Below are 5227 nucleotides of genomic sequence, written 5' to 3' on the forward strand. Positions count from 1 at the left end.
GTCGTAGCGCCCCTGCACGATGACCCCCGGCAGATGGCGGATGCGATCGATGTCGCGCAGCAGCTGGCCTTGATCGAGGAAGCTGTTGTGACAGAAGTAGTGGGCCTCGATGCGTGCCTTGGCCAGTGTATCGAGCGGATCGGTAGCGGACACCGCGTCGACGTCGTGCAGCAGCGTGGCGGCATTGTCTTCCCACCCCAGCCACGCCTGTGCCGCGGCGATGCGGATGGCTTCGTCGGCGTGGTCCAGGCGCTTCCAGTACGCGTCGAGCATGTTGCCGCGCTCGCTTTCCGGAATGTGCGCCTGGTAGCGATCCCAGCGCTCCGGGAAGATCCAGCGCGCACCGCCGTTGAGCTCGGCGAACCAGCGGTTCTCTTCCTCGCGCCCCAGGAACACGCCGCGCACGATCAGCCCGGTGGCGCGGTCGGGATGCGCCTGTGCATAGGCCAGCGACAGGGTCGAACCCCAGGAGCCGCCGTACACCAGCCAGCGCTCGATGCCCAGGTGTTGGCGGACCTTCTCGATGTCGGCCACCAGATGCTGCGTGGTGTTGTCGCGCAGCTCGCCGAAGGGCGTGGAGCGGCCGCTGCCGCGCTGATCGATCAGCACGATGCGGTAGCGCCTGGGGTCGAAGAAGCGGCGGTGGGTGGGCGAGATGCCAGCGCCCGGACCGCCATGCAGGTACACCACCGGAATGCCATCGGGCGTGCCGCACTCCTCGACATGCAGGGTGTGCAGTGCATCCACGGGCAGCGTGTGTTCGCGGTACGGGGTAATCGGCGGGTACAGCGTGCGCATGGCAGTGCCTCACAAGCAGGGGGTACAAGCATAGCGGCGCATATCGACCAGCGTCATCCGCCCCATGTTCAAGTACTCTCTGCGTTCAAGGGGGAGCGCCATCGATTCCTGGCGATCTGGACCCGGCAGGACGCAGAGGATGAATGGCATGAGCGCGCAGGACGTCGCGGAACGACACCCAACGGCGGGCAGCGCCCTCAGCAGCGGCGCCCGTGAGTCGCTGAAGTGGCTCGCGCTGCTGTCGATGACCGGTGACCACGTAGCCAAGGTGGTTTTCGGTGGCTATGTGCCGGTGGTCAGCGAGTTGGGGCGCATCGCTTTCCCGCTGTTCGCGCTGGTGATGGCCTGCAACCTTGCGCAGCCGGGGGCGGATCTGGGCAAGTCGATCCGCCGGCTTGGGGTGTGGGGCCTGGTCGCGCAACCTTTGCATGTGCTGGCCTTCGGCCATTGGCTGCCGTTGAACATCCTGCTGACGTTCTGCCTGGCCGCCGTGGCCGTGCATGCGCTGGTCAACAACCGGCAATTATTGCTGCTTGTGGCGGGAGGACTGCTGCCGTTCTTCGTGGATTACCAATGGGCGGGGGTGGCATTTGTGATGCTGGGCTGGATCGCATTCCGCCACCGGAAATACTGGCTGCTGGCGTTCGGATTCGGCGGGCTGTGCTGGTTCAATGGCAATGGATGGGCATTGCTGGCCATTCCGCTGGCGCTGGCGGTCTCGCGCGTGCAGTGGCGGCTGCCACGATGGCGCTGGGCGTTCTACGTTTACTACGTGGCGCACCTGGCGGTGCTGGCCGCCTATGCGCAATGGCTGCGCTGACGCACGGCGCTCATCGCGGCGGCGAACTGCTCCCGGCTACGTCGCTGGTGTACTGCAGAACCTTGTCTTCGCGCTGCAGCGCAATGACATCCACAGGCTGTCCTCGCAACACTGCGCGCAGGCAGCGGATCGCCTCGGCAGAGTAGCCCAGCTCTGCAGGTGGCAACGACAAGGCAACGCTGCCATCGCTGTGCTGATGCACCACGTATCGTGACAACGGCAGCGCAGCCAACGCATGGGTCAGGTCGATGTTGTTGATCCACTGCTGGTCGGCAGTCAGATAGCGGACCGGACGTCGCCCCTGCAGGCCGACGATCATCGGCGTATCGCCGGCCATGGCCAGCGCGCCGCGGTCGCCGGTGCGGTAGCGCAGCAGCGGCAGGCAGAAATTGAATCCGCCGCTGAGCGTGATCTCACCGACCTCCCCGGGCGGCAACGGCGCCCCGTCGGTACCGAGAATTTCCACATACATGCGCGGCTGCAGCAGTACATGGCCGCCGGCAGCATCGTCATACACGGCCAGCGGGCCCGCCTCGTTCATTGAATACAGATCGAGCACCGCGCAGCCAAAGCGCGCGGCCAGGGCCTGGCGCAGGCCCGGAGACAGCGCCATCGATACCGACAGCAGCGCCTGCGGCCGGTGTCGTACGGGCAATTCCAGCAGCGCTGCGAAGGAAATCGGATCGCCGGCGATCACTTCCGGCTGCATCTGGTCGATGTAGCGTGCGCGGTCCTCAGGATGGCGCCAGTCATCGGGATGCAGGTTGATCTTGGCCAAGCCGGATTCGTCCATCGTCGGTGTCACCGAAACATAGGTGAAGCACCGCTGCTGCATGCCCAGCAACATCACCCCCATCTGGCCGCGGCCGTGCGCCAGGGTGATGCCGAAGCGCTGCAGGGCACGCTTGTGATGGGCCAGATAGCGTGCCGCCACCACCGGATGCGATGGCAGTACCAGTGGATGGCCGGTGGTGCCGGTGGTGCGGAAATTGATCATCCGCTCCAGCGGTACCGGGTCCGGCACGAAACGGGCGATGTCCGCTGCGAGGTCGCCGCGGTGGACCGGTGCAATGTCGGTGAAGGCAGCTGGCATCGCCTGCGCGCGGTAATACGGCACCTGCGCGAATACCTCGGTCACATGCGCCTGCAGCCACGGTGGTGGTTGATCTGGCGTCCACTCGAAGCGCGCGCAGGCGATCTCCCGTTCGTAGCCACGCAATGCCGTCACCTCATCGGCACGCAGGCGGTTGCCGCTGGCATTGCGGAAGATCGGCGCCGCCGGGTGCTCGCGCATCTGCTGCAGCATCGCCTGGCCCGCCGTGCTCAGCGTGGGATAGCGATCGGCATCGGTCGGCTCGCGGCTCACTCGCGGGTCCACTTGTCCGCAGACTCTTCCGCCGCCTTGCGCGCCAAGGCCTCGCGGATCGCACGCGCGCGCTCTTCAGTGGCGCGGCTGGCATCGAGCAGACGCTGCCGTTCCACGCCGCTGACCCGGGCCAGGCGATCGGCCGCCTGGGCCGCTGTTTCACCCTGCGGCAGCAGGCCCAGCCGGGCCACCACGGTGCGCACCAGTTCTTCGCGGCGCTCCGGATCGAACACGAACCGGTCTGCGCTGGTACTGGCCGCCAGCGCCGGCACTGCTTCGGCGAACAGGGGCATCCACGCCTCCGGGGCGATATCCAGTGCATTCCAGTACGCATCTGCCATCAGCCATGCGGTCACCGCTGAAAGCGAGAGCTGGTTTGCATCCACCCCGGCCAGATCACCCGACAGCGTTGCCCGAAGTGCAGGGGGCAGGTGCAGCGAGCGTGCGGCAAACACATCGCCCACCACCGCCGCGACGTGCAGCCGGCCGCTGCCGGCGCGGCGCGGTGGCTCGAGGAAATCGGGCGGCATGTCCAGCAGGCGCCGCAGCAGAACATCAAGGGAGGGGCCGGAGAGCATGGTCAGGTTCCAGACTTGGCAAATACCTGGGTGGAAGGGCAATCGTCACAGGTGCTGCGGGCGCAGCGCGGTCCACGATCATCGCTGCACCCGCATGCCGGCAGGGCCGTAGTGCTGCTGGCTGAAGGCGCGCGCGAACTGCAGCAGGTCGGCCATGTCACGCACCACATGGATGTTCCATCCCGCGTCGCGTGCGCGCAGCAGATCGCCGGTCCATCCCGCGTTGCCGGCATCGGCGATGCGGGACGGCAGCGGACTGTACAGGTTCAGTGCCATGGTGCCGCCACCGCCGGCCACGCGCAGCGCTTTGGCGGCCACGTCCCAGCCGCTGTTGCCACGCTCATCCTTGTCGAACATCGTGGTGATGCCGTCGTCGGAGATGTGCAGGATATGCACCGCCCGTGCATGCGGCGGACGCTCGGCGTAGGTGTCACGCAACCGGTGGATCGGAAACGCGGTGGCGCCACCGAAATAGCCGGTAAGCACCTTGAGGATGTCGTCTTCCGAACGCACGAAGCCGTCGGTGTGCAGGTGCTGCCCGGTGCCGCTCCACAGCGTGGCCTGTACGCGTGCACCCACGCGCAGCGCCGACAGCGCGATGATGGCGCCGGCCAGCGTCAGGAACGAGGTCCATGCCTGCGGGTTGGGCATCGAACCGGAACTGTCCACGTACAGATCCAGGTCCACCGGTTCGGCAGCGGCTTCACGGCCGGGTGCCAGCCCGTGCACACGCTGTACCGTCGTCAGCCCGGGAATCACATGGGGTGACTGCAGCACCGATTGCAGCCAGTCCACTGCGTCCAGTGCATCGCCGGCTTCCCAGGGCTGCAGCCCCTCCGGCAGCGGCTCCAGGGCCTGCGGCTGTGGCCGCGACGGATAGCGGATCAGGTGTGGCAGCGCGCGCTCGCGGTAGTAGCGCACGGCGATCTGATGGTCATCCAGGTCCAGGCCGGCCGCGCGCAGGATCTGCCCGTACTCGAACGGCTCGCGCATCTGTCCTGGCGGGTGCGCGGGGTCCCCGGCAACTGCTTCGGCAGGGAGATCGCTCTTCTGCTGTGCACCGCCGTCGCGCTCATCGCCGGTGATGCGTGGGTCGGATGCGGGGTGCGGCGCCGGCGCCAGCTCGTCGTCCTCCAGCTGCCCCAGGCCGACCGGTTGGCTTCCCTGGCCGGCGTGCCGGGTATCCATCAGGGCATCCACCCGCGCATCCTGCTGTGATTCCAGCAGCCAAGGCAGCAGCAGCGTGGCGAAGCGGCCAGCGCCGCTCATCCAGTCGCTGGCGTAGACGCGCACGACGCGTGCGCCGAGCCAGGCATCGCCCTGCAATGCGCTATCGTCGGTCGAGCCGCCCAGCGTGCCGCGCGGCTGCTGCCACAGTTCCTCGTAGATGCCCATGTACAGCTGCCAGACCGGCGAGCTGGCCTGCGCCGGTTGTCCGGCCAGGCTTCGATAGATCGCATCCATGCGCAGCCCGCTCTGGCGCTGCAGGCGATCGTTGATGAGCAGGTCGGTGTAAAGATTGGCGACCATCGGTGCATGCGCTTCCAGCGTCGGCAGCGCACGGCGGATGCGCGCCAGCAGTCGTGCATGGTCGCTGGCGGTGGCAGGCGCCAGCACGTGGTGGCCGATCTCGTGGGCGAGGATCTCCAGCGCGTAGGGTTGCAG

At 67.2% G+C, this 5227-nt stretch carries 5 protein-coding genes; 1 reads left to right on the forward strand and 4 read right to left on the reverse strand.

Annotated features, from left to right (window positions below; all coding sequences use genetic code 11):
- The coding region (gene pip / locus AB4Y84_RS12540; RefSeq protein ID WP_442250216.1) for a prolyl aminopeptidase at window positions 1-798 on the reverse strand (798 nt) is incomplete at its 3' end.
- A 148-nt stretch (window positions 799-946) separates the two neighbouring features.
- On the opposite strand from pip, the gene AB4Y84_RS12545 reads away from it, so the two are divergent.
- Entirely contained in the window at window positions 947-1618 is a 672-nt protein-coding gene (locus AB4Y84_RS12545) for a TraX family protein (RefSeq protein WP_312785570.1), read from the forward strand.
- A gap of 10 nt (window positions 1619-1628) precedes the next feature.
- On the opposite strand, the gene AB4Y84_RS12550 is transcribed toward AB4Y84_RS12545, so the two are convergent.
- The 3 genes from AB4Y84_RS12550 to AB4Y84_RS12560 all read right to left on the reverse strand — a co-directional run.
- Window positions 1629-2984 (reverse strand): AMP-binding protein, encoded by a 1356-nt coding sequence (locus tag AB4Y84_RS12550; RefSeq protein ID WP_442243634.1) that lies wholly within the window; start codon window positions 2982-2984, stop codon window positions 1629-1631.
- Window positions 2981-3562 (reverse strand): hypothetical protein, encoded by a 582-nt coding sequence (locus tag AB4Y84_RS12555; RefSeq protein WP_394195580.1) that lies wholly within the window; start codon window positions 3560-3562, stop codon window positions 2981-2983. Before AB4Y84_RS12555 ends, AB4Y84_RS12550 begins: the two co-directional genes overlap by 4 nt.
- A 78-nt stretch (window positions 3563-3640) precedes the next feature.
- On the reverse strand, window positions 3641-5227 hold a 1587-nt coding region (locus tag AB4Y84_RS12560; RefSeq protein WP_442250217.1), incomplete at its 5' end, for a hypothetical protein.

It is taken from the genome of Stenotrophomonas sp. 2YAF22 (assembly GCF_052114665.1).
In the GTDB taxonomy this organism is placed as follows: domain Bacteria; phylum Pseudomonadota; class Gammaproteobacteria; order Xanthomonadales; family Xanthomonadaceae; genus Stenotrophomonas; species Stenotrophomonas indicatrix.

Coding starts and splice junctions, on each gene's coding strand:
- AB4Y84_RS12555 (WP_394195580.1), bottom strand. CDS start 3,562: ATGCTCTCCGGCCCCTCCCTTGATGTTCTGCTGCGGCGCCTGCTGGAC.
- AB4Y84_RS12545 (WP_312785570.1), top strand. CDS start 947: ATGAGCGCGCAGGACGTCGCGGAACGACACCCAACGGCGGGCAGCGCC.